General features: G+C 68.0%; 25 protein-coding genes and 1 tRNA gene. 16 read left to right on the plus strand and 10 right to left on the minus strand.

The features are described 5' to 3' along the window. Nucleotides 1–23: 23 nt before the first annotated feature. The 5 genes from KXC42_RS01800 (at nucleotide 24) to KXC42_RS01820 (ending at nucleotide 4,852) form a co-directional block, all read left to right on the plus strand. Nucleotides 24–1,736 (plus strand): FAD-dependent oxidoreductase, encoded by a 1,713-nt coding sequence (locus tag KXC42_RS01800; protein ID WP_006552442.1) that lies wholly within the window; start codon nucleotides 24–26, stop codon nucleotides 1,734–1,736. After that, nucleotides 1,729–2,361, plus strand: coding sequence for an acetoacetate decarboxylase family protein (locus KXC42_RS01805; RefSeq protein ID WP_219130421.1), 633 nt, complete (start codon nucleotides 1,729–1,731; stop codon nucleotides 2,359–2,361). Before KXC42_RS01800 ends, KXC42_RS01805 begins: the two co-directional genes overlap by 8 nt. A gap of 105 nt (nucleotides 2,362–2,466) precedes the next feature. Then, nucleotides 2,467–2,676, plus strand: coding sequence for an SDR family NAD(P)-dependent oxidoreductase (locus tag KXC42_RS01810; protein WP_052227363.1), 210 nt, complete (start codon nucleotides 2,467–2,469; stop codon nucleotides 2,674–2,676). Nucleotides 2,677–2,862: 186 nt separating this feature from the next. Next, nucleotides 2,863–3,297, plus strand: coding sequence for a Fur family transcriptional regulator (locus KXC42_RS01815; protein WP_039586760.1), 435 nt, complete (start codon nucleotides 2,863–2,865; stop codon nucleotides 3,295–3,297). A gap of 94 nt (nucleotides 3,298–3,391) precedes the next feature. Beyond that, complete coding sequence (locus tag KXC42_RS01820; protein WP_094979547.1) at nucleotides 3,392–4,852, plus strand: catalase; 1,461 nt, start codon at nucleotides 3,392–3,394, stop codon at nucleotides 4,850–4,852. Between the two features lie 27 nt (nucleotides 4,853–4,879). On the opposite strand, the gene KXC42_RS01825 is transcribed toward KXC42_RS01820, so the two are convergent. Beyond that, nucleotides 4,880–5,023, minus strand: a complete 144-nt coding sequence (locus KXC42_RS01825) for a hypothetical protein (protein ID WP_019290230.1) — start codon at nucleotides 5,021–5,023, stop codon at nucleotides 4,880–4,882. A 160-nt stretch (nucleotides 5,024–5,183) separates the two neighbouring features. Here KXC42_RS01825 and KXC42_RS01830 point away from each other — a divergent pair, with 160 nt between their 5' ends. Beyond that, a complete protein-coding gene (locus KXC42_RS01830; protein WP_219129854.1) occupies nucleotides 5,184–6,017 on the plus strand; it encodes a metal-dependent hydrolase in 834 nt (277 codons plus the stop codon). 76 nt (nucleotides 6,018–6,093) lie between these two features. Then, entirely contained in the window at nucleotides 6,094–7,842 is a 1,749-nt protein-coding gene (locus tag KXC42_RS01835; RefSeq protein ID WP_024102808.1) for a cholesterol oxidase substrate-binding domain-containing protein, read from the plus strand. A gap of 19 nt (nucleotides 7,843–7,861) precedes the next feature. On the opposite strand, the gene KXC42_RS01840 is transcribed toward KXC42_RS01835, so the two are convergent. The 4 genes from KXC42_RS01840 to KXC42_RS27575 all read right to left on the minus strand — a co-directional run bounded on the left by KXC42_RS01840 (nucleotide 7,862) and on the right by KXC42_RS27575 (nucleotide 11,949). Then, nucleotides 7,862–9,880 (minus strand): TerD family protein, encoded by a 2,019-nt coding sequence (locus KXC42_RS01840; RefSeq protein ID WP_219129855.1) that lies wholly within the window; start codon nucleotides 9,878–9,880, stop codon nucleotides 7,862–7,864. Nucleotides 9,881–10,015: 135 nt separating this feature from the next. After that, complete coding sequence (locus KXC42_RS01845; RefSeq protein ID WP_219129856.1) at nucleotides 10,016–10,537, minus strand: YdcF family protein; 522 nt, start codon at nucleotides 10,535–10,537, stop codon at nucleotides 10,016–10,018. Between the two features lie 330 nt (nucleotides 10,538–10,867). After that, nucleotides 10,868–10,941, minus strand: a tRNA-Pro gene (locus KXC42_RS01850). A gap of 54 nt (nucleotides 10,942–10,995) precedes the next feature. Further along, a complete protein-coding gene (locus KXC42_RS27575) occupies nucleotides 10,996–11,949 on the minus strand; it encodes a metallophosphoesterase (RefSeq protein WP_064852438.1) in 954 nt (317 codons plus the stop codon). A gap of 66 nt (nucleotides 11,950–12,015) precedes the next feature. Between KXC42_RS27575 and KXC42_RS01860 the strand changes: the two genes are divergently transcribed. Beyond that, nucleotides 12,016–12,492 carry a GatB/YqeY domain-containing protein gene (locus KXC42_RS01860; protein WP_006552434.1) on the plus strand — a complete coding sequence of 159 codons (477 nt, stop codon included), beginning with the start codon at nucleotides 12,016–12,018 and terminating at the stop codon, nucleotides 12,490–12,492. Nucleotides 12,493–12,515: 23 nt separating this feature from the next. Here KXC42_RS01860 and KXC42_RS01865 read toward each other — a convergent pair whose 3' ends face one another. Then, nucleotides 12,516–14,942 (minus strand): penicillin-binding protein, encoded by a 2,427-nt coding sequence (locus KXC42_RS01865; RefSeq protein ID WP_033097907.1) that lies wholly within the window; start codon nucleotides 14,940–14,942, stop codon nucleotides 12,516–12,518. 293 nt (nucleotides 14,943–15,235) lie between these two features. Here KXC42_RS01865 and KXC42_RS01870 point away from each other — a divergent pair, with 293 nt between their 5' ends. Continuing rightward, a complete protein-coding gene (locus KXC42_RS01870; protein ID WP_006552432.1) occupies nucleotides 15,236–15,559 on the plus strand; it encodes a WhiB family transcriptional regulator in 324 nt (107 codons plus the stop codon). Nucleotides 15,560–15,608: 49 nt separating this feature from the next. Here the strand turns inward: KXC42_RS01870 and KXC42_RS01875 are convergent, their stop codons facing one another. Then, nucleotides 15,609–16,739 carry an ArsA family ATPase gene (locus KXC42_RS01875; protein WP_006552431.1) on the minus strand — a complete coding sequence of 377 codons (1,131 nt, stop codon included), beginning with the start codon at nucleotides 16,737–16,739 and terminating at the stop codon, nucleotides 15,609–15,611. Then, nucleotides 16,736–17,752, minus strand: coding sequence for an ArsA family ATPase (locus tag KXC42_RS01880; protein ID WP_371683113.1), 1,017 nt, complete (start codon nucleotides 17,750–17,752; stop codon nucleotides 16,736–16,738). The genes KXC42_RS01875 and KXC42_RS01880 overlap by 4 nt, the downstream gene beginning before the upstream one ends. 50 nt (nucleotides 17,753–17,802) lie before the next feature. Between KXC42_RS01880 and KXC42_RS01885 the strand changes: the two genes are divergently transcribed. Genes KXC42_RS01885 through KXC42_RS01895 form a run of 3 tightly spaced genes read left to right on the plus strand, consistent with a single transcriptional unit; the run spans nucleotide 17,803 to nucleotide 19,282 of the window. Continuing rightward, nucleotides 17,803–17,967 carry a DUF4177 domain-containing protein gene (locus KXC42_RS01885; RefSeq protein WP_006552429.1) on the plus strand — a complete coding sequence of 55 codons (165 nt, stop codon included), beginning with the start codon at nucleotides 17,803–17,805 and terminating at the stop codon, nucleotides 17,965–17,967. A gap of 3 nt (nucleotides 17,968–17,970) precedes the next feature. Continuing rightward, the gene (locus KXC42_RS01890; protein ID WP_006552428.1) at nucleotides 17,971–18,435 is read left to right on the plus strand and encodes a RidA family protein; all 465 of its coding nucleotides are present in this window, start codon (nucleotides 17,971–17,973) and stop codon (nucleotides 18,433–18,435) included. 58 nt (nucleotides 18,436–18,493) lie between these two features. Further along, complete coding sequence (locus KXC42_RS01895) at nucleotides 18,494–19,282, plus strand: MBL fold metallo-hydrolase (RefSeq protein ID WP_019290225.1); 789 nt, start codon at nucleotides 18,494–18,496, stop codon at nucleotides 19,280–19,282. Nucleotides 19,283–19,405: 123 nt separating this feature from the next. Here the strand turns inward: KXC42_RS01895 and KXC42_RS01900 are convergent, their stop codons facing one another. Together KXC42_RS01900 and KXC42_RS01905 are read right to left on the minus strand one after the other, a co-directional pair. Beyond that, on the minus strand, nucleotides 19,406–20,080 hold the full coding sequence (locus KXC42_RS01900) for a Crp/Fnr family transcriptional regulator (protein ID WP_006552426.1): 675 nt from the start codon (nucleotides 20,078–20,080) through the stop codon (nucleotides 19,406–19,408). A gap of 191 nt (nucleotides 20,081–20,271) precedes the next feature. Beyond that, nucleotides 20,272–20,544 carry a hypothetical protein gene (locus KXC42_RS01905; RefSeq protein ID WP_033097906.1) on the minus strand — a complete coding sequence of 91 codons (273 nt, stop codon included), beginning with the start codon at nucleotides 20,542–20,544 and terminating at the stop codon, nucleotides 20,272–20,274. A 72-nt stretch (nucleotides 20,545–20,616) separates the two neighbouring features. Between KXC42_RS01905 and nth the strand changes: the two genes are divergently transcribed. The 4 genes from nth to KXC42_RS01925 are packed head-to-tail and all read left to right on the plus strand — an operon-like array spanning nucleotide 20,617 to nucleotide 23,966. After that, on the plus strand, nucleotides 20,617–21,411 hold the full coding sequence (nth, locus tag KXC42_RS01910) for an endonuclease III (RefSeq protein WP_006552424.1): 795 nt from the start codon (nucleotides 20,617–20,619) through the stop codon (nucleotides 21,409–21,411). A gap of 4 nt (nucleotides 21,412–21,415) precedes the next feature. Next, nucleotides 21,416–22,087 (plus strand): TlpA disulfide reductase family protein, encoded by a 672-nt coding sequence (locus tag KXC42_RS01915; protein WP_006552423.1) that lies wholly within the window; start codon nucleotides 21,416–21,418, stop codon nucleotides 22,085–22,087. Next, nucleotides 22,084–22,782: a CoA pyrophosphatase gene (locus KXC42_RS01920; protein WP_039586635.1), complete on the plus strand. Its 699-nt coding sequence runs from the start codon at nucleotides 22,084–22,086 to the stop codon at nucleotides 22,780–22,782. Before KXC42_RS01915 ends, KXC42_RS01920 begins: the two co-directional genes overlap by 4 nt. Beyond that, on the plus strand, nucleotides 22,779–23,966 hold the full coding sequence (locus KXC42_RS01925) for a MarP family serine protease (protein ID WP_006552421.1): 1,188 nt from the start codon (nucleotides 22,779–22,781) through the stop codon (nucleotides 23,964–23,966). The genes KXC42_RS01920 and KXC42_RS01925 overlap by 4 nt, the downstream gene beginning before the upstream one ends. Nucleotides 23,967–23,968: the final 2 nt, after the last annotated feature.

The following is a 23,968-nucleotide window of genomic DNA, read 5'->3' on the forward strand; positions in this document are numbered from 1 at the left end:
AGAGCGACGGCAGGAGCGGGCGCATGACCCATTACGACGTCCTCGTCATCGGATCCGGATTCGGCGGCAGCGTCGCAGCACTGCGCGCCACCGAGAAGGGATACAAGATAGGAGTTCTCGAGGCCGGACGGCGTTTCGAGGACGACGAGCTGCCCGAGACGAGCTGGCGGCTGCGCAAGTACCTGTGGGCGCCGCAGGTGGGATGCTACGGGGTACAGCGCATGCACCTGCTGCCCAACGTGCTCGTCATGGCGGGAGCCGGTGTGGGCGGCGGGTCGCTGAACTACGCCAACACCCTGTACAAGCCGCCGACGCCCTTCTTCCGCGACCCGCAGTGGGGTCACATCACCGATTGGGAAGCGGAACTGACGCCGTACTACGACCAGGCGGCACGGATGCTCGGCGTCCGCCCCAATCCCAGCATCACGCCCGCGGACGAGGTGATGCGCCAGGTCGCCGACGAGATGGGTGTCGGCCACACCTACACGACCACCCCGGTCGGTGTGTTCTTCGACGAGCCCGGCAGGACGGTGCCCGACCCGTTCTTCGGTGGAGCCGGCCCCGACCGCACCGGCTGCACGGAGTGCGGCAGCTGCATGACGGGTTGCCGTGTGGGAGCGAAGAACACGCTCGTCAAGAACTACCTCTACCTCGCGGAGAAGGCCGGCGCGCACATCCACGCCCTCACGACGGTGACCCGTGTGGTGCCCCGTACCGGTGGTGGGTATGAGGTCCACACCCGCAGCACGAACGGCATCAGGAAGCGCCGCAAGGTCTTCACCGCCGACCAGGTGGTGATCGCGGCCGGTACCTACGGTACGGCGCGCCTGCTGCTCGCGAGCCGCGAGACCGGCGACCTGCCGAACCTGTCTCCGGCCCTCGGCACCGTGGTGCGCACCAACTCCGAGGCGGTGCTCGCCGCGACCGCGCAGGATCGCGTCGTCGACTACACGAAGGGCGTGGCCATCACGTCGTCCTTCCACCCGGACGACCACACCCACATCGAACCGGTGCGGTACGGCAAGGGCAGCAACCTGATCGGTCTGCTCCAGGCGCTGCTCGTCGACGGTGGCACGCGGATGCCGCGACTGCTGAAGTTCTTCGGTGTCGCCGCGAAGAATCCCGCCGCCTTCCTCCGCTCGCTGTCGGTCCGGAACTGGTCCGAGCGCACGGTCATCGCTCTCGTGATGCAGACCGACGACAACTCTCTCGAGCTCGCGACCCGGCGCACGCCGATCGGCCGGGGCCTGACCAGCAAGCAGGGGCCTGGCACTCCGCCGCCCGAGTGGATTCCGGTGGGCCACGAAGCGGTCCGCCGCGTCGCCGACAAGATCGACGGCGACGCCGGTGGTTCGATCGCCGACCTGTTCGACATCCCGATGACCGCGCACTTCCTCGGCGGGTGCGCGATCGGCGATTCGCCGCGTACCGGCACCGTCGACCCGTACCTGCGTGTCTACGGGCACAAGGGTCTGCACGTCGTCGACGGCTCCGCGGTGAGCGCCAACCTCGGCGTGAACCCGTCCCTCACGATCACCGCGCAGGCCGAACGTGCGCTGGCGCTGTGGCCGAACAAGGGGGAGAAGGACAACCGGCCTCCGCTCGGGTCGGCCTACGAACCCGTGCAGCCCGTGCAGCCCGTGCGTCCGGTCGTGCCCGTCGAGGCCCCGGCGGCGCTGCGACTGCCCATCACCCCCGTTCGGAAGGAGAGCGCCCGTGCTCTGGACAGTGCCTGAGAGCGAGGACGAACGCACCGACTATCCGGTCTCGCCGCCACCGCCATGGCCGGCCTCCGTGCGGGCCGCCCTGTGGTGGCATCGCAGCACCCCGGACGCCTCCCAGTACGGGCCGGCAGGCGCGACCCTGCCCATCACCCTCGCGATGATGGTCGACTACCTCGACTCGCCGGTCGGGCCGTACCGCGAGGTGCTGGCCAGCCCGGTGCTGCGCCGCGACCTGATCCCGGCGATGGCGGTGCCGTTCATCGCCGTCGACTCCGAGCCGTCGGTGCACGGTGGTCGCGAACACTGGAAGCTGCCGAAGGTGCTCGCGAAGTTCGACGGCGACGTCCTCGGCGATTTCTCCGCGACCGGCGCCCGATGGAGCGTGGCCACCTCGGCCGCGCCGAAGGACCCGGAACTGCCGATCGCAGGTGGACTGACCTTCGCCCAGCCGATCCCCGGCGGCGCCGTCGAACGCGCCACCGCCCGGCTGCGGGGGAAGTTCCGTTACGCGCGGGTGACCGTCGCGGCGGAGGGACCGACGCTGAGCCGCTGGCTTTGCCCCGGCACCCACCACGGCATCGTCATCACCTCCGGACGGATGTCCACGGGCGCGTCGCGAGTCGTGTCGCGTATGTAGGTCAGCCGGTCTCTCCGCCGTCGAGGAGATCGCCGATGCCGACGCACACGCGATGTTCGACGTGCAGATCTTCGGGGTGCTGAACGTGATGGGGCGGCGTTTCCGGTGTTCAGGAGCAACCGTCGCGGGCACATCGTCAACGTCTCGTCGATCCTGGTGCTCACGACCTTCCCGGGCTGGGGGCTCTACAGTGCGGGCAAGTTCGCGCTCGAGGCCCTGACGGAAGCGCTCGCCGCGGAGGTCGCCGATCTCGGTATCGGGGTGAATCTGATCGAACCGGGATACGTGCGGACCGATTTCCTGACGAAAGACTAGCTCGCACTTCCCGATTCGACACTCGGTGAGGATCCGGCCGTGCGGAGAGACGACCGAGGCGCGCCGGGCGCCGGCGGGCGCCGACCGCACCGACCTCTGATCCGATCGGAGACCCGAAGTAGGCGTGACGGGCACCGCACCGATCCTTTTCTTGACTTATTCCAGAAAAGGGGCATACTTGGTGTCATGCAACAAGGACACGAGCATCACTTCGACCCCAAGGAGCAACTGCGCTCCGTGGGTCTGCGGGTGACCGCTCCCCGCGTTGCCGTACTGAGAACCGTTGCCGAGCATCCGCATTCCGATGCGGACGGAATTGCCGCCCACGTGCGCGACGAACTCGGCTCGGTGTCGACGCAGGCCGTGTACGACGTACTCAAGGCATGCGTGGGGAACGGGTTGCTCCGCCGGATCGAACCGGCCGGATCACCCGCACGGTACGAGACCCGCATCGGCGACAACCACCACCACCTCGTGTGCCGCGCATGCGGCACGGTCGTCGACATCGATTGCGTGGTCGGGGCCGCGCCCTGCCTGACGCCGTCCGACGACCACGGCTTCGTCATCGACGAAGCAGAGGTCACCTTCTGGGGCATGTGCCCCGATTGCCGCGCCGACTAGCGCCCACTCGCTTCACCGGTGGTCCGGCCCCTCCGCGGGCCGAACCACCGGCTTCGTGTCCCGAGACCCGGAACATCCGTATACGGAGGTCACCATGACGAATGCCCGTTACACCACGAACAACGTCGGTATCCCCGTCGCCAGCGACAACGAGTCGCTCACCGCGGGCACCCAGGGGCCGATCCTGCTCCACGACCACTACCTGGTCGAGAAGCTCGCGCACTTCAACCGCGAGCGGGTGCCCGAGCGCGTCGTGCACGCCAAGGGCGCCGGCGCGTTCGGTGAGCTCGTCGTCACCGAGGACGTCTCCGCCTACACGAAGGCCAAGCTGTTCCAGCCGGGCGTGAAAACCGAGATGCTGGCACGCTTCTCGACGGTCGCCGGTGAACAGGGCAGCCCCGACACCTGGCGCGACCCGCGCGGTTTCGCTTTGAAGTTCTACACCGAGGACGGGAACTACGACCTGGTCGGCAACAACACGCCGATCTTCTTCATCAAGGACCCGATCAAGTTCCCCGACTTCATCCACTCGCAGAAGCGCCTGCCCGGCTCCGGCCTGCGCGACCACACGATGCAGTGGGACTTCTGGACCCTGCGCCCCGAGACCGCACACCAGGTCACCTGGCTGATGGGCGACCGTGGCCTGCCGCGCACGTGGCGCCACATGGACGGCTTCGGTTCGCATACCTACCAATGGATCAACGCCGACGGTGAGCGCTTCTGGGTGAAATACCACTTCAAGACCGACCAGGGCATCGAGTTCCTCACCCAGGACGAGGCCGACCGCCTCGCCGGCTCGGATCCCGACTACCACCGCGCCGACCTCTACAAGGCGATCGAGCGTGGCGAGTTCCCGAGCTGGACGCTCCACGTGCAGATCATGCCGGTCGCGGAGGCGGAGAACTACCGGTTCAACCCGTTCGACCTGACCAAGGTGTGGTCGCAAAAGGACTACCCGTTGATCAAGGTCGGCACGATGACCCTGAACCGCAACCCACGCAACTTCTTCGCAGAGATCGAGCAGGCCGCGTTCGCCCCGTCGAACGTCGTGCCGGGCATCGGTTTCTCGCCCGACAAGATGCTGCTCGGCCGCGTGTTCTCCTACGCCGACGCCCACCGCTACCGCATCGGCGTCAACCACGCACAGTTGCCGGTGAACTCCGCGAAGGCCGCCCGTGTCGACTCCTACAGCAAGGAGGGCAACATGGCCTTCACCTTCAACGATCCGCAGACCCCGGTCTACGCACCGAACAGCTTCGGTGGTCCGCATGCCGATCCCGAGCGGGCCGGCGACGAAGGTCTGTGGAACTTCGGAACCGAGGCCGTGCGCGCGGGCTACGTGCAGCACCCAGAGGACGACGACTTCGGTCAGGCGGGCACCCTCGTCCGCGACGTGATGGACGACGCGGAGCGCGAACGCCTCGTGAACAACATCGTCGGACACGTCCTCGGCGGTACCTCGGAGGCGCTCTACGAGCGGATCTTCGAGTACTGGCGCAACGTCGACGAGGAGCTCGGCAAGCGGGTCGAGGCGGGCGTGCGCGCCGGAGCCTGACCCGTCACCGGGGGAGATGCGACGGGATCAGAGCAGTCCCCACCAGTAGATCAGGGCTGCCAGCGCCAGCACGATCAGCGTGGTGTCCATGTCGCTCTCCCTCCATCCGACGACGACAACTCCATCTTCCTCGCAAACGAGGAATCCGGCACAGACGCCAGGGCCGTCCATCTCTCCGGTGGGCGGCCCTGCCGGCGTCTGCCGAGCATATCGGCTGTTCGAACACGCGTGTGACAGGTGTGTCGGCTGTGGTTGTTAGGTTGGAGATCCGGGGCCGGCGTCGTCACGCCGGGTCGGGTTCGCGCTCGTTCGTCGAAAGGTGTTGTCCGACATGGTGATGGGTCCTACCCATGCAGTATCCGGGGCGCTGGTGGGGCTCGTCGTCGCAGATCTGCTTCCTACCGACTGGGGTGCACCCGCGTCCACCGCGGAGACCTTCGCCTTCGCGGCGGTGTGTTCGGGTGCGGCCCTGCTTCCGGATCTCGACACGGCACAGTCGACGGTCGCGAGGTCGTTCGGGCCCGTGAGCCAGACCTTCGCCAGGGGCATCGACGCGGTCTCGCTCGGCTACTACTCGCTCACCAAGGGCAGCCGCGACCGGAAGCGGCGCGGCGGGCACCGCACCATGACGCACACCGCGCTGTTCGCGGCACTGCTCGGAGCCGGAGTCTCGGCACTCGTCGCGAGCTTCGGCAGGGAAGCGATCATCGGGGTCCTGTTCGTCACTCTCGGTCTCGCACTGCGCGGGTTGTTCGGGTCGTGGGCGAAGAAGCGCGGGTGGGTGATCGTCACCCTGAGCGCGGCAGTGCTGTCGATCCTGTCGTGGACGTGGTTCCCGCAGGAGGTTGCGTCGACGGGCCTGGGGGTCGCGGTGGCCCTCGGATGCGCGACGCACTGTCTCGGCGACGCCATCACCAAGGAGGGAATCCCCTTCCTCGCTCCGTTCGTGCCCTGGCGCGGGTCGCGCTGGTGGGAGATCAAGCTGCCGTCGGCCTTGTCCATCCGTGCGGGTGGCCCGTTCGAGCTCGGCATCCTCGGTCCGGCCCTCACCGTGGCGGCGGTCGCGATGGCGGTCTGGTCGGTCGACGGCGCTCCCGAACACATCCTCGGCACGTTGGAGGCGTCGGGTCTGTCGTTCTGGAGCGAGGGTGCCGCACAACGGTAGCGGTACTGGAGAATAGAGAGAACTTGTTCTATTTTCGCGGAGTCCGCGCCCGCAGAACAGAACGGAACCCGCCCTCGTGAGCGCTCGAGCCTCTGGTCCCACCCTCAGCCGTCGCGGTCTTCTCGGAGCAGCGGCCGGAGCAGCCGTCCTTGCAGGCACGGGATGGACGCTCGCGGGTGCGGTACCGCTCGGCGACCCGGCAGCCACGATCCCGGCGCCGCCGGACTTCCCGGCCGACATCCCGCTCTCGCAGCAACAGTTCGTCAACTGGGCGAAGACCATCCGGTTCGACGCGGTGTGGACCGCGACCGCGCGCACCGCCGACGACGTCGTCCGCCTCGCGAACTGGGCGCACGCCCACGGCTTCCGCATCCGTCCCCGCGGATCGATGCACAGCTGGAGTCCGCTCACCCTCGAGGCCGGGCAGGACATCGAGAACGTCGTGCTGGTCGACACCATGTCGCAGCTGAACCAGGTCGTCGTCGATGCGGACGCCGCACCTCCGCGCGTGACGGCCGGAGGGGGCGCGAGCATCGAATCCATCCTCACCACGCTCGAAGCGAACGGACTGGGCTGGGCCAACTCGCCCGCCATCGGCGACATCTCCATCGCGGGGGCACTGTCGATCGGTGCCCACGGAGCCACCTACCCGGCGGCGGGGGAGACGGTGATCCCCGGCCAGTCGTTCGGCTCCCTGTCCAATCTCGTCCTGGCTCTGACCGCCGTGGTGTGGAACCCGTCGGCCGCTGCCTACGAACTCCGCGAGTTCCGCCGCGCCGAACCGGAGATCAGACCCCTGCTCGCCCACCTCGGACGCACCTTCGTCACTTCGGTGACGCTGCAGGCCGGAGCGAACTACCGGGTGCGCTGCCAGAGCTTCACCGACATCCCGTGGCGCGAACTGTTCGCCCCGCCCGGCTCGCCGGGGCGCACTTTCGAGCGCTACGTCGAGGAGCACGGGCGGGTCGAGGCGATCTGGTTCCCCTTCACCGAGACACCCTGGCTCAAAATCTGGTCGGTCTCCCCGGAGAAGCCCGCCGCCTCCCGCGAGGTGCAGGATCCGTACAACTACTACTTCTCGGACAGTCTGCCCGAGGAACTCACCGACCTGCTGGGACAGGTCGTGCGTGGCGCCCAGGGCGTCACACCGACCTTCGGTGCGTCGCAGTTCGGTGCGGTGGCAGCGGGACTCGCAGCGACCGGCACGAAAGATCTGTGGGGCTGGTCCAAGGACCTGCTGTTCTACCTGCGCGCCGCGACCCTGCGCGTGGTCGCCGGTGGCGGTGTCGTCGTGACGAGACGCGACAACATCGCCCGCGTCATCAACGAGTTCACGACGTGGCTGCACGAGCGGATGACGCACTACGCCTCGCTCGGGCAGTACCCCGTGAACATGCCGTTCGAGGTACGTCTGTGCAAGGTCGACGACGCCGACGAGGTGCTCGTCGACGCCGCCGGTGTGCCCGACCTGTCGCCGGTGCGTCCCCGCCCCGACCGGCCCGACTGGGACACCGCGATCTGGATGAACGTCGTCTCCATCCCCGGAACGGCCGGGATGCCGGCCTTCTTCCGCGAGATGGAGCAGTGGATGGCCGCCCACTACTCGGGCGATTACGCGACCTTCCGGTCCGAGTGGTCGAAGGGTTGGGCGTTCGACGACGAGGGCGGCTACCGCGACCCCGGTTTCCTCGGTGAGACGGTGCCGGCCATGTACCGCACCGGCCTACCGTCCGGGCAGGGTTGGGACGCCGCGCTCGCGGCTTTCGAGCAGTACGACCCGCACCGGGTGTTCAGCAACCGGTTCCTCGACCGGTTGCTGCCCTGACCGTCGACGAACGATGAAATCAGTCCTCGTCGGAGTCCATCGGTAACGGTCCCGGTTGCGCCGTCTGCTGGGGAGCGGCGGGAACCCATACCCGTAGCGGCTGCACCACCTCGCCGTAGAAGGCGTCGGCCGACGACGTCACGCTCGTGATGAAGCCCGTCGCGGTACCGGACGAGCGGCGACTGCCCAGCGGGAACGTCTGCTCGAGAGTGAAGGACACGATGTCGCCGACGCGACCCTCGGTGAGGACTCGAGGGTCGGTACGCACGGTGTCGAGATGTTCACACGCTTCGTTGCCACGCTCGGAGAACACCGCTTCGAGCTGCACGTTCCCAGGCGCGGTCTTCAACTGCTTGACCAGCCACGACACCCGCTTGCGTGATGTGCCTTCGTCGGGCGCATCGACGGTCGTGCGACAGCGGACCTTGTTGGTACGCAGGTCCGCCGAGACCGCGAGATCGCCTGCGGTATCCGGAATTCGCAGCACGGCTTCGAAGACTCCGTCGGTCGCGAGGCGGTCGGCGACGTGGGCGTTCCGTGCGTCCGGATCGGTCGCGAAGCGGCGCGGCAGCACATGCGTCACCGGGACCCCGAGTTCTGCGGTGAACCGGAGTGCCAGGTGGCGAGCCAACGCGACCCAGGTGCTCGCAACGGCGAGCGCCTTGGAGTCACCGGCCCGGAGTGTGCCCGCGGTGACGGCCTCGCGAACAGCGACCCAGTGACGTCCCATATCGACGAATTCCGAGACCCCGCTGCGAGGGTGATCGATATAGCGTAGGAACTCACGCAGGATCCAGTCCTGGAGATCGCTTTCCAGTTCGCCGTGGGACAGCACCATGCGTGCTTCGTGAGCGATCTCCGCCCATGCGATGTGCCGAAGCGAGACCTTGGCGAGCTTGCGCCGGTCCACTGCGACGGGCAGTTCCCCCGCCGACGCGGGAATGTCGTTGGAGATGCTGACGACGACGTCGTACTTCTTGCGACGCGCGACATCGAGGTAGTTCTCGAGCTGTTCACGCTTGAGTTTGCCGTTGCCCGTCTTCACCTCGACCAGGCCCGTCCACCGTCGGCTTCCTCGCGCGACCTTGAGTACCGCATCGGGTACCACCCGCGATTCACCTCGCTCGTACGGCACCTCCAGGTAACCCTCGAAAGCGCCGGCGGGAGCGCCGAGACGAAGGCACACGGCACGAGCGAACGGGGGCACTGCCTGCATGGTCGCGACGAGCGCGGAAGTCGCTCGACGTTCCTGTTCGTCACCCGCACCGATTCCGGCTACGGAGAAGAGGCGCGCGGGTTGCCAGCTCTCCTGCTCGGCTTGGGAGAAGGTGATCGGCTTCGGCTTCCGGGCGGTTCGTTTGGTCGTACGTACGCCGGACTGCTTTCGTGCGGGAGTGGCGGTCGTCGCGGCAGGAGCGGGCTCGGGAGTCTGCGGAGGAACGGTGATTTCCTCGTCTGCGGAGACCGAAGTCGTCGAGAGAGGCGTCCGATCGTCGTCCTCGGCGGCGTCGTCCACCTCCACGCCGTAGTCCTGTGCCAGTCCGGCCAGACCGGAGGCCCATCCCTGTCCGATCGCACGGACCTTCCAGGCGCCGTCCCGGCGGTAGACCTCGCCGAACACGAATGCGGATTCGGTGTTCGCGTCCGCAGTGATGTACTCGGCCACGGGGCGACCTGTCGGATCCACGACCCGCAGGGTCAGCTTCCCGAGGTCGCCGAAGGTGCCGTCGTAGAGGCTGCCTGCCAAGGCGATCGTGTGTACATCGTCGGGCACCGTCGCGAGATCGATGCTGATGCGTGCCTGCGCGCCTTCCTCCGTCGCTCCGTTCCCCAGGAACCGGACGGAACCGTCGGCCGATTCCGGCTGGTTGTAGAAGACGAAATCCGCGTCGGACCTCACCTTGCCCGAATCGGCGAGGAGCAGCGCCGAGGCGTCGACCTCGGTGTCCGCTTCCGTCCAGCCCAGGACGATGTCGACTTGCGAGACGTCTGTCGGAAGCGGCATGTTCTGCCCCTTGACGAGAACCGGGAAATCCATCGGGGGCACCTTCGTTCCAGTGTCGGTCGTGCGCGCGATATCGAGCGCTACGGACACATCGAAGGGAACGGCTCCGATGTTTCACGGTGCACGTGAGTAACTCGTCAGGACCCGGATGCGCCGCAGCAGGCTCGCTCAGCACCCCGTGTGCGAGAAGGCCCGCATGTAGCCGGCGGTCTGATAGGCGTACGCCCATGCCCAGTACGACAGGGCGATGTCGGCCGGGCTGGCGGCCATGATGAGTTCGCCGTCGAAGCATCGGTCGAGGATGAAGCGCGCGCGGGAGACGTGCGGCACGAACGTCACGACGATGACGCTGTTCCAGCCGCGCTGCTCCGCGAGACGACGCAGTTCCATGGCCTCACCGCGCGTGGTCGGCGGGTCCGGTTCGAAGCACGTGACGGGGAATTCGTAGCGCGGGTGGTCGCACAGGTCCGTCAGCCAGACGTCCTTCGTGCCGTTGGGATTCGACACCACGACCTCGGGTGCGAAGCCTTCGAGTGCGAGTTCGAGCGCGTAGGGATAGCGCTCGTAGATCGCACCGCCGAGGACGAAGATCGCGTCCGCCCGGCGATACGGGCTGAGGTTCTCGATCTCGATCTGCGGGGCCACGTAGACGGGAAGGCCCGCGGCGATGATCGCGCACGCGACGAGCACGAGGACGGCGAGCCACCGTCGTCGCCGGGGCGTGGTCTGGTGAGTGTGGAACCTCCGGAATTCTCCGGTGCGTCCTGCCGGGAGGCCCTGTGTCGTCGCGTCATCCGCCGAGTCCGTTCCCGCCCGACCAGAGCCGAGGCGTCTCGCGAGTGCGGTGCCGCCTTTCAGTTTAGGGTATTCAAGTCTGTTTTAATCCCTAAAAACAGACTTGAAGAATCTTTTGTGACGGGAGGGGACGTCCTTTTCCGGAGAGGTGAACAAGGTGCCCCGGAATGCGGTCAGGGCACCTTCTCCGTGAGGAGAAAGTGCCCTGACGAGTTCTTCCACGAGTCGGGGTGGCGGGATTCGAACCCACGACCTCTTCGTCCCGAACGAAGCGCGCTACCAAGCTGCGCCACACCCCGTATTGAACCTCGGTCAGCTTACAACACGAGTCCGCAGAAGATTAAATCGGCTGGTCAGCGACGTAACCCGGCGCGCTCTGCCGAATCACCGCTGGCCTGCTGCGCGGTGTCGCGCGAGGCCGGAACGAGGGTCAGCAGGGTGGCCTCCGGACGGCAGAGGAACCGGGCGGGAGCGAACGGCGACGTGCCGATACCCGCGGAGACGTGCAGTCGCATGTGGGCACCCCAGCGCGACGCGCCCTTCACCCGCGACCGGTCGATCCCGCAGTTGGTCACCAGCGCGCCGTAGAACGGCAGGCACAGCTGGCCGCCGTGGGTGTGGCCCGCCAGAACGAGGTCGTAGCCGTCCTCGGCGAAGCGATCGAGCACCCGCGGCTCGGGGGAGTGAGTCATGCCCAGTCGCAGATCGGCCGAGGGATCGGCCGCACCTGCGATCGTCTCGTACCGGTCGCGGTCGAGATGCGGGTCGTCGACACCGCCGACGGCGATGCGCACGCCGCCGATCTCGATGTCGCGGCGCACGTGCGTCATGTCCTGCCAGCCACGTTCGGTGAACGCCGCACGCAGGTCGCCCCACGGGAGCGGAGGCCCGTAGACGCGGTCGTGGTCCTTGTCGAAGTAGGCCAGCGGATTCTTCAGCACGGGAGCGAAGTAGTCGTTGCTCCCGAAGACGAACAGACCCGGGCGGGCGAGGAGTCCGCCGAGGGCCTGGACGACGGCCGGAACGGCCTTCGGGTGCGACAGGTTGTCGCCCGTGTTCACGACGAGATCGGGCTCGAGGCCGTCGAGTTCGCGCAACCAGTTCTGTTTCAGCTTCTGATTGGGAGTCATGTGCAGGTCGCTGATGTGCAGGACCCGCAGTGTCGACGCGCCGGGCGCGAGCACCGGCACCGTGACCTCGCGAAGGGTGAACGCGTTCCGTTCGATCAGCGTGGCGTAACCGAGGCCGAGAGCGGCGGCGCCGGCAGCACCGAGGGTTACGCGGCGAATTGCAGACAGGTCAGGCACTTCTCCAGCGTACCGCCGTGCGTGGTCCTCGCACGTGGTTCGCCTGTCCCGCGTAGCGTTTCCGGCATGAGCGACACCACATCCTCCCTCGAATCCAGGCTGCGGACCGACCTGACCGCAGCGATGAAGGACAAGGACAAGCTGCGGACCGAGACCCTCAGGATGCTGCTCGCGGCGATCCGGAACGAGGCGGTGTCCGGCAAGGAGGCGCGTGAGCTGTCCGACGACGAGGTGCTCCAGGTCCTCGCGAAGGAATCGAAGAAGCGCGGCGAGGCCGCCGAGGTCTACACCGAGAACGGACGCGGAGAGCTCGCGGCCAAGGAGCACGCCGAGGCACGGATCATCGACGAGTACCTGCCCACCCCGCTCACCGATGCCGAACTCGTCGACGTCGTCGACACCGCCCTCGCGCGCGTTGCGGAGGAACTCGGCACGCGGCCGGGTCCGAAGAACATGGGCCAGGTGATGAAGGCCGCCACCGAGATCGCGGCAGGCAAGGCCGACGGCAAGCGCCTGTCCGCAGCCGTGCGTTCACGCCTGTAAACCGACCGTGGAAGCCCTGCGGCTCAGTTGTCGGGGCGGCTCGGTGTCGTCGTGGGAGTGGACTCCTCCTCCGCCGGCGGACTCGACTCGCTCTGCTCGAGCTCACGTCCCGGGATGGGCGCGGGCGTCGACCGGCGGGTCGTGTCGGGCACCTCGCGGTCGCGCGGGCGGGCCGGGGTGGCGCTCGTGGTGGGAGCGACGCGGACCGATCCGTCGCTGATGAACAGCGTGACCGTCGATCCCGGGACGGCCGAGCCGCTCGGGGACGTACCCGTCACCGTTCCGGCGCGTTCCTCACCGGCGATCGTCGCCTCCGAGACCGAGAATCCGGCGTCCTGCAGTCGCTGCACCGCGCGGTCCTTCGACAGGCCCGTCACGTCCGGAACCTGGGCGTTGCCCGCGCCGCGGACGTACCGGGGATCGGGGGCGGGCAGTTCGATGGAGCCGAACTTGTTCGCCACCGGCAGCATCGCTGAGAACCATGTCCGCGCCGGTTCGGTACCGCCGAAGAGGTTGCCGTCGTAGCAGGGGCGGACCGGACCCGAGCAGATCTGGCCGGGAGTGGGGGAGTCGCCGTAGGTGTAGACGACTCCGGCAAACCGGTTGGTGAAGCCGAGGAATGCCGAGGACATGTGCGACTCGGTAGTACCTGTCTTCGCCGCGACCGGCAGGTTCCAGCCCACCGACCCCGCGGCACCCGAAGCGGTACCGCCGGCGGCGGTGTCCTTGCTCATCGCCGTCGTCAGGGTGTCGGCCAGACCGGGCTCGACGGCCTGCTCGCACGCCTGCTGCGTGATCGGCACGGGCTTGCCCTCGCGGTCGAACACCCCCTCGATCGGGGTGGGCGGGCACCACTTGCCGTGCGAGGCGAGGGTTGCCGCGACGTTCGACAGCTCCAGCGCGTTGATCCACGTCGGGCCGAGCGTGTACGAGCCGAGGTGCTGGTTCTTCTGCATCTCGGCCATCGACTGGTCGCCGAAGCCGGAGGTGCGGGGCTGCAGGTACGACCGCAGACCCAGGCGCACCGACATGTCGACAACCGCGTCGACGCCGGTCGCCTCGATGAGCTTGACGAACGCCGTGTTCGGTGACTGTGCCAGCGCGTCGGTCACCGACAGTCGCGACGGATACGGCGCGGCGTTCTCGACGCAGTAGTAGTTGGCCGGGCAGCCGCGGGCACCGCCGTCGCCCAGACCGCGGGCGTTGTAGCGGGACGGGACGTCGAGCACGGCGGAGGTGCCGAGACCCTGTTCCATGGCGGCGGCGACGGTGAAGATCTTGAAGATCGACCCGGCGCCGTGACCGGCCAGCGAGTAGGGCTGCGGCTGGACCGTCTCCTTGGCCTCGGCGTCGAGACCGAACTTGCGGCTCGACCCCATGGCGAGGACCTTGTGCGAATCCTGGCCCGGCTCGATCACGTTCATCACCGAGGCCACGTCGTCGACGGTGGGGCTGGTGAACCGGTCGAGCGACTCTTTGACGGAGTTCTGGACCTCGGGGTCGAGGGTCGTGCGGATGAGATATCCGCCCCGGTCGATCTGCTCGCGCGACAGGCCCGAGTTCTCGAGATACTGCAGCGCGTACTCGCAGAAGTAACCGCGGTCGTCGGCAGCGATGCAGCCGCGGGGGAGCGTGTTGGGCTCGGGCAGCACGCCGAGCGGCAGTTCCTTCGCGGCGCGGATCTCGTCGGCGCGCTCCGGGATGTTGTCGATCATCGTGTCGAGCACGATGTTGCGACGGGCGAGCACGCCGTCGGGATTGGTGTACGGGTTCAGCGCCGAGCTGGACTGCACCATGCCCGCGAGCATCGCGGCCTGCGGGATGTTCAGGTCCTTGGCGTCGATGCCGAAGTAGGTCTGGGCGGCGTCCTGGATGCCGAACGAACCGTTGCCGAAGGGGACGAGGTTCAGATAGCGGGTGAGGATCTCGTCCTTGGTGAGCTGATCGTCGAGGGTCAGCGCCATGCGGATCTCACGGATCTTGCGGGCCGGCGTCGTCTCGATCGCCGCGCGGCGTTCGGCGTCGGTCTTCGCGATCACGTGGAGCAGGTAGTTCTTGACGTACTGCTGGTCGATCGTGGAGGCGCCCTGCTCGACCTGACCGCTCGTGGTGTTGGTGAGGAACGCGCGGATGGTGCCCTGCCAGTCGACGCCCTGGTGCTCGGGGAACCGCTTGTCCTCGATCGAGACGATCGCCAGTTTCATCTCGTTGGAGATCTGGTCGCTGGGCACCTCGAAGCGACGCTGGTCGTAGAGCCACGCGATCGGCTCGCCCGCCTTGTCGACCATGGTCGTCACGGCTGGGACGACACCTTCGACGAGCTCTGCGGAACTGTTGTCGACGGTGTCCGCGGCTCGGTTCGAGACGTACCCGAAACCACCCGCGGCCGGGAAGAGCATCCCTGCTACGAGAACGCCGCCGAGGGCCGTGCAACCAGCGAGCTTCGCCACCGTTCTTCGGATCGACACGCCTACACACTACGTGGCGAGGGACCGGCCGGCCGTTTCCAGGGAGCGGGCGTGGCACGACGGGCGAGGTGAAAACGCCTCCGACGTGGGACTTTGTACGTGCGTACCAGAAAAGGTTTCGTTCGCCTTGCGCGTGGGCATCAGTTTACCTAGATTGAGACATCAGTGTGACGCAGATAACACCTTGACGGGCAGGTTTTGCGCCGTTGCGGCACACGGACGGCGCAGACCTCGAACACCGCGAACCGGCGTTCGGAAAGTAAAGGGGCAACTGAATGCACATGACCACCCCGACGACCCGACTCGACGTCGACCAGGCCGAAGCGCGTATCGCTTGGGTCTCCAAGGCTCGCTGCCGCGAAGTCGATCCAGATGAACTGTTCGTGCGTGGCGCAGCGCAGCGCAAGGCTGCGGTGATCTGCCGGCACTGCCCGGTGATGCTCGAGTGCGGGGCGGACGCCCTCGACAACCGTGTCGAGTTCGGCGTGTGGGGAGGCATGACGGAGCGGCAGCGTCGTGCTCTCCTCAAGCAGCATCCCGAGGTCGAGTCCTGGGCCGATTTCTTCCAGGCGCAGCGACAGCACCAGAGCGCGGTCTAGTCACCACCTCACCGGTACACGAACCGCCGAGATCATGACCCGCGAGACATCACGCCTCGCGGGTCAATTGCTCGCCCACCGCCCGCAGCGCCTCGAGATCCGAGACCTCGAAGGGCAGCGAGGGCACCCCGACCACGGGGACGGCAGGGTTCGCCGCGGTGAAGTTGCGTAGCAACCGCAGCTCCCGCTTGGCGATCACGGCCCGGTGCGCGTGGATGCGGAGAACGGCCTCAGCGGCCTTCGCGTCCACGCCCTCCTCCTCGGCGAGCTGGTCCGCCGCGGCGAGGGCGTGATCGGACGGCAACGCCGACAGTGTCGGATGGGTGCGGTTGAGCACCAGGCCCGACAGCGGCATGCGATCGCCCGACAGTCGTTCGACGAAGAACGACGCCTCGCGCAGGGCATCGGGTTCGGGTGCCGCGACCACCATGAAGTGGGTTCCCGGCTGCTGCAGCAACCGGTAGGTGCGGTTGGCGCGCTCGCGGAAGCCCCCGAACATCGAGTCCAGCGACTGCACGAAGGCCGATGCATCCGACAGCATCTGGCTCCCGACGATCGTCGAGACCGCCTTGAGTGCGAGCCCCATCGCGCCGGTCACCAGGCGGCCGAAGCCACGCCCGGGTGCCGTGAAGATCCGGATCATCCGCCCGTCGAGGAAGGCCCCGAGCCGCTGGGGAGCGTCGAGGAAGTCGAGCGCGTTCCGGGACGGCGGGGTGTCGACGATGATGAGATCCCACTCGTCGCTCTGCGCGAGCTGACCGAGCTTCTCCATCGCCATGTACTCCTGCGTGCCGGAGAAAGACGACGCCACGGTCTGATAGAAGGGGTTGTCGAGGATCTGCTGGGCCTTCTCCGGCGTCGAGTGCTCGAGCACCATGTCGTCGAAGGTGCGACGCATGTTGAGCATCATCGCGTGCAGCTCGCCCTTCGCCTCCGGCCCGAGCTCCACCTTCTGCGGTGAATTGTCGAGCGAGGCGACCCCGAGGGCCTGTGCCAGCCGCCGCGCCGGGTCGATCGTGAGCACCACGACGCTACGGCCCCGCTCGGCCGCGCGCAACGCGAGCGCCGCGGCGGTGGTCGTCTTGCCGACACCTCCCGACCCGCAGCACACGATCACCCGGGACGAGCGGTCGTCCAGGATGCGGGCGACGTCGAGGACCTTCCGGATCGGTGCGTTCATCGGACACCCTGCTCGGCGAGGACGTCGGCGAGTTCGTAGAGGCCACCGAGATCGACACCGTCGGCGAGGGCCGGTAGGGACATGCGTGCCACCTTCACTTCGTCGAGTTGAGCGGCGCTCACCTGTTGCGCCTGGAGTACCGCGGCGTGCTCGATGGTCTCGGTCAGCAGGCCGGCGAAATCGTCGTCGGAGAGCTTGATGGACACCTTCTCCAGCGTCGTCCGGATCGCGGGCCCGGCGATGCGGCCGGCGGCGACGTCGTCGACGAGTTCCTCGGGCAGGTGCTCGGGAGCGGTGCGGTTGACGATGACCGTCCCCATCCGGAGATCGGCGGCCTCGAGTTCCTCCACCGCGTCGGCCGTCTCCTGCACGGGCAGAGCCTCGAGCAGGGTCACCAGATGGACGACGGTCTGGTCGGAGTGCAGCAGCCGGACCACACCCTCGCTCTGCGACCGGATCGGACCGGACTTCGCGAGATCGGCCATGGCCTTGGTGACGTCGAGGAAGCTGCCGATGCGGCCGGTGGGCGGGGAGTCGACGACGACCGCGTCGTAGACGGGTGCGCCCGACGCGTCGGTCCGTACCACGGTCTCCTTGATCTTGCCGGTGAGGATGACGTCGCGCAGACCCGGCGCGAGCGTGGTCACGAACTCGATCGCTCCCATCCGTCGCATCGCGCGACCTGCGAATCCGAGGTTGTAGAACATGTCGAGGTATTCGAGGAAGGCCGCCTCGATGTCGATCGCGAGAGCCGAGACCTCACCGCCACCCGGTGCGGTCGCGATTTTCGTCTCGACCGGCGGGAGCGGCGGCACGTCGAACAGCTGCGCGATGCCCTGACGTCCCTCGGTCTCGACGAGCAGAACCTTGCGACCTCCGGCGGCGAGCGCCAGTGCGAGCGCCGCGGCCACGGTGGACTTCCCGGTGCCACCCTTGCCGGACACGAAGTGCAGTCGCGCCTGGGCGGCGCCTGCCGGCCATTCGCCGGAATGTGATGTCGGAGATGCCACGATCACGAGCCTATAAGTCGTGGACGGTGAACGGTGCTGGATAAGGTCAGGATATGAGTGAAACCACCACATGGGAATACGCAACCGTGCCGCTGCTCACGCACGCGACCAAGCAGATCCTCGACCAGTGGGGTGCCGACGGCTGGGAGCTCGTCACCGTCCTGCCCGGCCCCACCGGTGAGCAGCACGTCGCCTACCTCAAGCGTCCGAAGGGCTGATCGGTGTCGCACAACACCTGGAGCGAACGCCTGACCGAACTCGGCATCACCCTGCCGCCGGTCGCCGCCCCGGTGGCGGCCTACGTACCCGCCGTCCGCAATGGCGACGTCGTCTACACCTCCGGTCAGCTGCCGCTGGCCGACGGGAAGCTGACGCACACCGGCAAGGTGGGTGCCGAGGTGTCAGCGGAGGAGGCGAAGACCGCGGCCCGCACCGCCGCGCTCAACGCGCTCGCCGCAGTCGACGGTCTCGTCGGACTCGACAACATCGCGAGCGTCGTGAAGGTCGTCGGCTTCGTGGCGTCCGCCGAGGGCTTCACCGGACAGCCCGGCGTCATCAACGGCGCGTCGGAACTGCTCGGGGAGATCTTCGGTGAGGTCGGCGCGCACGCCCGCTCGGCCGTCGGCGTCGCCGAACTGCCCCTCGGCGCTCCCGTCGAGGTCGAGCTGATGGTGGAAGTACGCTGACGCCACCCTCCCCGATCGGAGGCGGCTCCCGACGGATCCGACACGAGAGGCACATGTGATGGCGCTGGTCCACCCCGCCTACGCGCAGCTGCGCCAGGTCACCGAGAACGCCGCGGTGATCCTGGCCGAGAACCCCTCGATCATGTCCCTCGAGGGAACGAACACCTGGATCCTCCGGGCCCCCGGCAGCGACGAGTGCGTCGTGGTCGATCCGGGTCCCCTCGACGAAGGCCATCTCGAGCGGATCGCGCAGGTGCCGGTGGCGGCGACCCTCATCAGTCACCGCCACTTCGACCACACCGAGGGTGCCGAGCGTTTCTCGCAACTCGCGGAATGCCCGGTGCACGCAGTGCTGCCGGAACACCGCCACGGCGGTGGGCAGCAACTGTCCGGCGGTGACGTCGTCGAGGCGGCGGGTCTGCGCATCCGGGTCGTCGCGACCCCGGGGCACACCGCCGATTCGCTGTCGTTCGTGATCGAGCAGGACCGCAGTGTTCTCACTGCCGACACCATCCTCGGCCGCGGCACGACCGTGCTCGACGACTCCGACGGCGACCTCGGCGACTACCTGCGGTCGTTGAGGTCGCTCATCGGTCTCGGCGGTGGCTACACGGTGCTGCCCGGGCACGGCCCCGAGCTGCCCGACCTCGAGACGATCGCGCGGGAGTACCTCGCGCACCGGGAGGGTCGGCTCGAGCAGGTGCGCGGTGCGCTGCGCACCCTCGGCGCCGAAGCCACCGCACGGCAGGTCGTCGAGCACGTCTACGCCGACGTCGACCCCTCGTTGTGGGGTGCGGCGGAGAAGTCCGTCAACGTGCAGTTGGAGTACCTGCGCAGCCACGGTTGAGTCGAAGCAGCCGGACGGCTGGGTCGAAGCAGCTACGGCTGGGTCGAAGCAGCTACGGCTGGGATACGCACATACGAAAGGCCGGGACGCGGCGAGCGTCCCGGCCTTTCGTATGTCCGTGGGTCAGCGAGCGCGACGCGCCAGACGCTCCGAGTCGGAGATCAGCACGCTCTTGCCCTCGAGACGCAGCCAGCCGCGGTGCGCGAAGTCGGCGAGGGCCTTGTTCACGGTCTCGCGGGACGCGCCGACGAGCTGCGCGATCTCTTCCTGCGTCAGGTCGTGCGTGACACGCAGGGCGCCGGCCTCCTGGGTGCCGAAACGCTGGGCGAGCTGGAGCAGTGCCTTGGCGACACGACCGGGGACGTCGGTGAAGATCAGGTCGGCGAGGCTGTTGTTGGTGCGACGCAGACGACGGGCCAGCACGCGGAGGAGCTGCTCGGCGATCTCGGGGCGCTGGTCGATCCACGCCTTGAGCGCATCGCGGTCCATGCTCACGGCTCGCACCTCGGTGACGGTGGTGGCGGTGGAGGTGCGCGGACCCGGGTCGAAGATCGACAGCTCGCCGAACATGTCGGACGGGCCCATGATCGTCAGGAGGTTCTCGCGACCGTCGGGCGAACGACGTCCGAGCTTCACCTTGCCGGAAACGATGATGTACAGCCGGTCGCCGGGCTCACCCTCGTTGAAGATGACATGGCCGCGCGGGAAATCTACAGGCTGAAGCTCTTTGATCAGCGCCGCAACCGCCGAGGGCTCGACTCCTTGGAAGATGCCTGCTCTGGCCAGGACCTCGTCCACGTGCGCTCCTTTTGGGAATGATTCGTCATCTACTGCCGGGTCTGCACGTCGACGGACTTCCTGGGCAGGTCACCTGTCAGGCGTACGAGCGCCCAGTCTATCGTGCGCGCTGCACGAGTGAGTGACCGATACCACGGAAACGATCGACGAACCCGATCATCGGTACCTCGAGGCTACCGGCAAGTAGTCGTTCAGCTGGCGCGGCGCGCGCGCAGATGACCGTCCGAATCGTCCGCTCCGTCGGTGCTCGGTCCGCGGCGGCGGCGACGCTGGAAGCGGGCCAAAGCCCCGGGGAAACCTTCACGAGCGAGTGCCGCGACATCGGCCTGGTCCGCTTTGTCGAGGAACTCTTCCACTTCCTGCTCACGGACGGACAACCGGCTCAAGCGCGCTTCGACACGTTCCATGGACAGTGCGAACAACATGAGCAGCACCGGGAAGAGGACCACAGCAAGAGCTTGCATACCCGGAAGTAAACACCCGCAAGGTCTCGGAAGAGACACGGGGCCGGATCCTGGGGAGAGTGTTTACGTAGAGTGGATCAGGTGCATGCCTCCCAGTCCGAGAGCCCCGAGACGGCCCCGCGCCGAGTGAACGGAAAGGCTCGCGGACCGGAGTCGCGACTGGCCCTCGTCCGTCGCGCGCGACGGATGAACCGGCGCCTCGCCGAGGCTTTTCCGCACGTCTACTGCGAACTGGACTTCACGAATCCGCTCGAGCTCGCCGTCGCCACGATCCTGTCGGCGCAGTGCACGGATGTGCGGGTCAACCAGGTGACCCCCGCTCTGTTCGCCCGGTATCCCGACGCCCGCGCGTACGCGGAGGCGGACCGCGCCGAGCTCGAGGAGTACATCCGCTCGACCGGCTTCTACCGCAACAAGGCCAACTCGCTCATCGGTCTCGGCCAGGCCCTGCTCGAGCGGCACGACGGCGAGGTTCCGGCCCGGCTGAAGGATCTCGTCGCGCTGCCCGGCATCGGCCGCAAGACCGCCAACGTCATCCTCGGTAACGCCTTCGATGTGCCGGGTATCACGGTCGACACCCACTTCCAGCGGCTCGTGCGTCGCTGGGAATGGACCGACGAGACCGACCCGGTCAAGATCGAGCACGCGGTGGGTGTGCTCATCGAGCGCAAGGAATGGACGCTGCTGTCCCATCGCGTGATCTTCCACGGTCGGCGCGTGTGCCACGCACGCAAGCCGGCATGCGGGGTGTGTGTCCTCGCGAAGGACTGCCCCTCCTACGGGACCGGGCCCACCGATCCGCAGACCGCGGCCACGCTGGTGAAGGGACCGGAGACCGAGCACCTGCTCGAGCTGGCCGGGCGGTGACGGAGTGCGTCCTTCCACAGCAGGCCGCTGGAGCCTGGCAGCTCTCGTCGTCGTCATCGCATTGATCGTCGCCATCTGGCCGCGCGACCGCAGCGACCCTCCGCCGGCCACCGGCCCGGGACCGGCCGCACCCTCGACCGCACCCGTGGACCGCCGGCCCCAGGACGGCGCGCAGGCCCTCGCTCCGCTGCGGGAGACCGCCGCACTCGATCCGTGCCCGCAGCCGGGCGGGTCCACGCCCGCTCCCGCCGGTCCGCTCGCCGGTCTGGTCTTCGAGTGCGTGAGCGACGGATCCTCCGTCGACCTCGCGGCCGCCCTCGCCGGAAAGCCCGCCGTGGTGAACCTGTGGGCCTGGTGGTGCGCTCCCTGCGCCGAGGAACTGCCGGTCCTCCAGGACTACGCCGCCCGGGTGGGCGAGGAGGTCACCGTCGTCACCGTCCACACCGACCCGAACGAGTCGAACGCCCTCGGCCGGCTCGCCGACTACGACGTGCACCTGCCGGGTGTGCAGGACGGCTCGGGTCGCGTACAGGCCGCGGTCGGCGCGCCCGCCGTCCTTCCCGTGACGGTGCTGCTCCGCGCCGACGGGTCGGTCGCCGCCGTGCTCCCCATCCCGTTCCGGTCGGCCGACGAGGTCGCCTCGGTCGTCGAGGAGCATCTGGGGGTGGCCGCATGATCCCCGAATGGCTCCGGCGTGTCGCCTCGGTGTCGCCGACCGACCCGCACGGTCTCAACCCGATCCTGAACCGTCGCGCCCCGCGCGTCGCGCGGGTGCGGCAGGCCTCGGTGCTGGTGTTGTTCGGCGGGTCGCCGGAGGCCGATCCGATGGCCCGCGGCGGACTTCCCGCCGACGCCGACGTCCTGCTCACCCAGCGCGCCGCGACGCTGCGGCAGCACAGCGGGCAGGTGGCCTTTCCCGGAGGCGCCGCCGATCCCGAGGACTACGGCGCCATCCACACCGCACTTCGTGAAGCGGAGGAGGAGACCGGCCTGGATCCGTCCGGGATCCGGCCGCTCGCCGTGCTCCCCGAACTGTTCATCCCGCCTTCCGGCTTCGACGTGACTCCCGTGGTCGCCTACTGGGAGACCCCGAGCCCGGTCGGAGTGGTCGATCCGAAGGAGGCGACCCGCGTGGTCCGGGTGTCGCTGCACGAGTTGCTCGACCCCGACAACCGTTTCCAGGTCCGGCACCGTCTGGGTTATCAGGGCCCGGCCTTCCAGGTGGACGGGATGCTGGTCTGGGGTTTCACCGCGGGTGTGCTCGCGGGTCTGTTCGCGGTATCGGGGTGGGAGATCGAGTGGGATCACCACGACGTCCGTGATCTCGACGTCGTACTCGCCGAACTGGAGACGGGGGTGGTCGAATCATGACCGGATCGGGCTGGATCGATCTGATCATCGTGGTGATCGTCCTGATCGCCGCGTCCTCCGGGCTCCGGCAGGGCGCCGTCGCCTCGGCGCTGGCCTTCCTGGGTGTGCTGCTCGGTGCGGTCGCGGGCATCCTCATCGCCCCGCACGTGCTCGTGCACATCGACGATGCGCGCATGCGCATCCTCGCCGGCATCGCTCTGATCGTGGTGCTGGTGGTGATCGGCGAGGTGGCCGGCATGGTGCTCGGACGTGCCGCGCGCAGCGGCATCCACAGTCCGGGTGCGCGGGCGGTCGACAGCGTCGTCGGTGCCGGTCTGCAATCGGTCGCGGTGCTCGTCGCCGCGTGGCTGCTCGCCATCCCGCTGACCGCCACGACCCAGCCCGCCGTCTCCGCAGCCGTGCGGGGATCCCAGGTGCTCGGGACCGTCGACGACGTCGCCCCCGACTGGATGCGTGCGATCCCCAACGAGTTCTCGGCGTTGCTCGACACCTCGGGTCTGCCCGAGGTGATCGGGCCGTTCGGGCGTACCCCGATCGCCGAGGTGGAGGCACCCGACGGCGGTCTCCTCGAAGGATCGGTCCCGGCCCGGCTGCAGACGAGCGTGCTGCGCATCAACGGTGTCGCACCCAGCTGCCAGAAGGCACTGGAAGGATCCGGTTTCGTCGTGGCCCCTGAACGGGTGATGACGAACGCGCACGTCGTGGCCGGAACCGCAGCGGTGACCGTCGATACGGACGGCGGCCCGCTCGAAGCGACCGTCGTGCTGTTCGATCCGGAGGTGGACGTCGCGATCCTCGCGGTGCCGGGACTGACCGCGCAGCCGCTGGATTTCGCCCCGGAGCCGGCGGAGTCGGGTGACGACGCGATCGTGCTCGGCTACCCGGGCGGCGGTCCGTACACGGCGAGCGCGGCGCGGATCCGCGAGACGCTCGACCTGCAGGGCCCGGACATCTACCGCGGCGGCACCGTCGAACGCGAGGTGTACACGGTGCGCGGCACGATCCGGCAGGGCAACTCGGGGGGTCCGCTGGTCGATCCGTCCGGCGATGTCCTCGGCATGGTCTTCGGCGCGGCGGTCGACAACACCGACACCGGTTTCGTTCTCACCGGTGCAGAGGTGAGCCGGCAGCTGGAGATGGCCGGGGTGAATCAGCCGGTTGCGACCGGCGCCTGCATCGTCTGACG

Origin of the sequence: Rhodococcus sp. LW-XY12 (assembly GCF_019317345.1) — a bacterium.
Taxonomy (GTDB): Bacteria; Actinomycetota; Actinomycetes; order Mycobacteriales; family Mycobacteriaceae; genus Rhodococcus; species Rhodococcus pyridinivorans.